The following is a 1,032-nucleotide window of genomic DNA, read 5'->3' as shown; positions in this document are numbered from 1 at the left end:
CCGGTCAGCCCAGCGTCCAGGCGAGCCGCGCGCAGCTGCTGCGCGATGACCTTGCGGGCTTCCTGGACGCTGGACGAAGGGGAGAGCGACATAGAGCGCGGGCGGGCCTCAGACGTGGTACTCGGCGTGCGGGACGGCGCGCTCCCACACCGCCTCGAACGCGGTCGCGCAGAGCGCCACCACTGCCGGGTCGTCGGTCACCTCGGGCCCGGCCGATGCCCCGTCCCCGGTGAAGTGGTTGAAGCGCACCACCCGGTTGTCGAACAGCCAGAAGTCGTTCCCCGGCAGAGCGATATCGGAGGCGCGCCTCCGCGGCAGCCACCGCACGTCCTCGCCCGCGGTGATGTTCAGCGGCGTCCCAGCGTGCTCGAACCGGATGTACTCGCTCACCGGCTCGGAGACGATCCGGGCCCGCCGCATCACCACGCCGCGGCCGACCGCCTCACGCACGGTGTCCAGCCACGCCTTACGGCGCCCGCCCCAGTCGCGTCGGCTGGAGTCGTCCCCGGCCAGCCAGGCGGCGAACTCGTCGGCCTCGGCAGCGATGCCGTAGGCGTCGCGCATCTCCAGATGGACAGCAGAGTGGTGGCAGTCAGCCAGCTGCTCGGCGAAGCTCGGCGGCTTCTGCGGCATCGCACGCCTTCCTGATGATCGGCACCATGCGGGCGGGGATGCGGACGACAGCCTCGGTCTCGGGGATCTTCCCCGTCGCCAGGCACTCGGCCGTCGTGGCCTCGTCGGCCAGCCATCCCTGCATCACGATGTCGGCGGTCTCCTCATCCACCCAGGCCGTCGGGCACTCATCGCCATCCGTAGCCGGGTCGATGCCCATGAACCGTAGTGTCATCGCCCATCCTCCTGTCGAGTAGGTTGCGGGCCTTTGCGGACCATCCCGCGAGTCGAGCACTTGTGTCAATAGCTCGTCACGCTGAGTGCTGGCCGGAGTGGTGCCCGTGCTACTCGCCAGTAGCCCGGTATCGGGCCTGCGCGGGATGGATCCGAGCAAGCAGCCCCGCAGTGCAGAGCCCGCGC

General features: G+C 70.1%; 2 protein-coding genes. Both read right to left on the bottom strand.

Features of this window, described 5'->3' with window-relative positions:
• Nucleotides 1-108: 108 nt before the first annotated feature.
• Nucleotides 109-633 carry a DUF6879 family protein gene (locus tag D7231_RS35820; RefSeq protein WP_120760567.1) on the bottom strand — a complete coding sequence of 175 codons (525 nt, stop codon included), beginning with the start codon at nt 631-633 and terminating at the stop codon, nt 109-111.
• Nucleotides 593-847, bottom strand: a complete 255-nt coding sequence (locus tag D7231_RS35815; RefSeq protein ID WP_120760565.1) for a hypothetical protein — start codon at nt 845-847, stop codon at nt 593-595. Before D7231_RS35815 ends, D7231_RS35820 begins: the two co-directional genes overlap by 41 nt.
• Between the last annotated feature and the right edge of the window lie 185 nt (nt 848-1,032).

Origin of the sequence: Streptomyces klenkii, assembly GCF_003626645.1 — a bacterium.
In the GTDB taxonomy this organism is placed as follows: domain Bacteria; phylum Actinomycetota; class Actinomycetes; order Streptomycetales; family Streptomycetaceae; genus Streptomyces; species Streptomyces klenkii.
This window is presented reverse-complemented; position numbering and strand designations above follow the sequence as displayed.

Excerpts from the sequence above, each read along its gene's own strand:
- D7231_RS35820 (WP_120760567.1), bottom strand. The coding sequence starts at position 633 with ATGCCGCAGAAGCCGCCGAGCTTCGCCGAGCAGCTGGCTGACTGCCAC.
- D7231_RS35815 (WP_120760565.1), bottom strand. The coding sequence starts at position 847 with ATGACACTACGGTTCATGGGCATCGACCCGGCTACGGATGGCGATGAG.